Source organism: Syntrophorhabdaceae bacterium (genome assembly GCA_028698615.1).
GTDB lineage: Bacteria > Desulfobacterota > Syntrophorhabdia > Syntrophorhabdales > Syntrophorhabdaceae > Delta-02.
In genome coordinates, this window is sequence record JAQVWF010000122.1 from 1 (window position 1) to 2,515 (window position 2,515).

Consider the following 2,515-nt stretch of genomic DNA (forward strand, 5'->3'; position numbering starts at 1 on the left):
GTCGATGAGGCCGATGTGGGTCAGGTGAAGGAGGGCCAGATCGCCATCTTCACCGTTGACGCATTCCCGGAGAAGAAATTCCCGGCCCGCGTCAGGGAGGCTCGTTTCGCCGCAACGACAGAGAACAACGTGGTGACCTATGAAACAATTCTCGAGGTTGACAACAAAGACATGGCCCTGCGCCCGGGCATGACCGCCACCGCCTTTATCACGGTGAACAGCGTCTCGGACGCCCTTCTTGTGCCCAATGCGGCTCTCAGGTTCACTCCCCCCCAGGACAAGTCCCAGAAGGAAAGCTCCGGCGGAAGCAAACTGCTGACCAGCCTTTTGAGCCGCAGGCCTCCCGGTACAGGCGACCGGCAGGTGCAAAGACAGATCGACAACACTTCTCTATGGAGGGTCGAAGGCAAGGACATCGTCCAGATGAAAGTGAAAGCGGGCGTGACGGACGGTATTATGACGCAGATACTCGAGGGAGATCTTGTGCCGGGAGCCCTTGTTGCGACGGATATCGTGAGGGCAAAACAATGACGGAAAGAGACTATCAGGTGACACAGGAAACGGGGCAGTCGCTGATCGAGCTCAAGGGGATAACAAAGGTGTACGGGAAGGGACAGGCGGCGCTGCAGGCCTTGCGGGGAATAGACCTCTCCATATATGAGGGTGATTTCGTGGCGGTGATGGGGCCGAGCGGATGCGGAAAATCGACGTGCATGAACGTGCTGGGCTGCCTCGACACCCCCACGAGCGGCCGATACCTCTTCAAGGGGATCGACATAGCGGATCTGTCGCGCAACCAGAGGGCCCTCTTGAGGCGCCATTATCTCGGATTCGTATTCCAGGGATTCAATCTTCTGAGCCGCACCTCCGCCCTGGAGAATGTGGAGCTGCCTCTTCTTTACAGGGGTATTCAGCATTCTCAGAGAGATGAGATCGCACGCGACGCGCTCAATGCCGTGGGCCTTTCCGGGTGGGAGCACCACACGCCGGCTGAACTCTCCGGCGGGCAGCAGCAGCGCGTGGCCATTGCACGGGCGATAGCCACATCTCCCACGGTGCTCCTTGCCGACGAGCCGACGGGCAATCTCGATTCCATCCGCAGCAGGGAGATAATGGAACTGCTCACGTCTCTCAACAGGGACAGGGGCATCACCGTAATGATGGTCACCCATGAGCCGGACATGGCCGGATACGCCAGCCGCACAGTACGTTTTCGTGACGGTCTCATCGCTTCCGATAGTCGCGGCCAGGAGGTGGTGCAATGATCTGGAATGCGTTCCTTCTTGCCCTGAGGGCCATCCGGCGCAACAAGATGCGCTCCTTTCTCACCATTCTCGGCATCGTCATCGGTGTCGCCGCTGTTATCACCCTCGTTACGGTTGGAGGCGGGGCGACGGCAAAGGTGACGGAGGACATTGCCAAATTGGGAAGCAACCTTCTCATGGTCACCCCCGGCCAGATGCGGCACGGCGGTGGAGTCTCGGGAAGTGCGAAGTCCCTGGAGATCGATGATGCCAGGGCCATCGCGAGGGACGTGGGTTCCCTTGCCGGGGTTGCTCCCACATCGACCTCATCGGCCATGGCCGTGTTCGGGGCAAAGAACTGGTCGACGCAGGTCACCGGTACGGATCTTGCGTTCTTCAAGGTGAAAGACTGGACGGTGGAGGACGGAAGGGAGTTTTCCGACGCAGAGATACGCTCGGGGACGGCCGTATGTATCCTGGGGGCCACCGCCAAAAAGGAGCTTTTCGGGGAGCAGGCGTCCCTGGAGCAGAGGATTCGTATCAAGGGCATATCCTTCGAGGTTGTCGGGGTGCTCAGCGCCAAAGGACAGTCCACCACGGGACGGGACCAGGATGACCTCATCGTCATGCCTCTTCGCGCCTTTCAACGGCGCATTTCCGGAAACGAGAATATCAATCTCATCCAGGTCTCGGTGGAGGACGGCGCATCGACGGAAAAGGCCCAGCAGGACATTGAAGGCCTCCTGAGGGAGCGCCGCCGCATCTCCACCCTCAAGGCGAACGATTTTCAGATCAGGGATATGAAGGAACTGGCCAGCACGATGCTCGCCACGACACAGCTTTTGACGACGCTTCTCGGGGCCGTGGCTGCCGTCAGTCTTCTCGTAGGAGGCATCGGCATCATGAACATCATGCTTGTGTCCGTGACGGAACGGACCCGTGAGATCGGGACGCGTCTCGCCATCGGCGCCCTGGAGCGCGAGGTGCTCCTGCAGTTCCTCGTAGAGGCGATGGTCCTCTCGGCGTTCGGCGGACTCTTCGGCATCATACTTGCCCTTGTTGCCTCGGCGTTCCTGGTTCAGATCCTTGGCGTCCCGTTCGTTCTCAACGGATGGATCATCTTCATCGCCTTTGTTTTTTCAGCCGCGGTGGGCCTCATATTCGGATACTTCCCGGCGCGGAAAGCGGCGGGCCTCGACCCGATAGAGGCTTTAAGACACGAGTAGGATGACAGACATGACGAGAAGAGTGGAGGAGACACAGACCATGAA

At 59.3% G+C, this 2,515-nt stretch carries 3 protein-coding genes; all 3 read left to right on the forward strand.

Going from position 1 to position 2,515, the window contains the following annotated elements; translation table 11 throughout:
- Positions 1-531 (forward strand): hypothetical protein (locus PHC90_15055; protein ID MDD3847666.1); only part of this gene is annotated, 531 nt, incomplete at its 5' end.
- Positions 528-1,265 (forward strand): ABC transporter ATP-binding protein, encoded by a 738-nt coding sequence (locus PHC90_15060; protein MDD3847667.1) that lies wholly within the window; start codon positions 528-530, stop codon positions 1,263-1,265. The genes PHC90_15055 and PHC90_15060, both read left to right, overlap by 4 nt.
- Entirely contained in the window at positions 1,262-2,470 is a 1,209-nt protein-coding gene (locus PHC90_15065; protein MDD3847668.1) for an ABC transporter permease, read from the forward strand. Before PHC90_15060 ends, PHC90_15065 begins: the two co-directional genes overlap by 4 nt.
- Positions 2,471-2,515 lie beyond the last annotated feature (45 nt).

Coding starts and splice junctions, on each gene's coding strand:
- PHC90_15060 (MDD3847667.1), top strand. CDS start 528: ATGACGGAAAGAGACTATCAGGTGACACAGGAAACGGGGCAGTCGCTG.
- PHC90_15065 (MDD3847668.1), top strand. CDS start 1,262: ATGATCTGGAATGCGTTCCTTCTTGCCCTGAGGGCCATCCGGCGCAAC.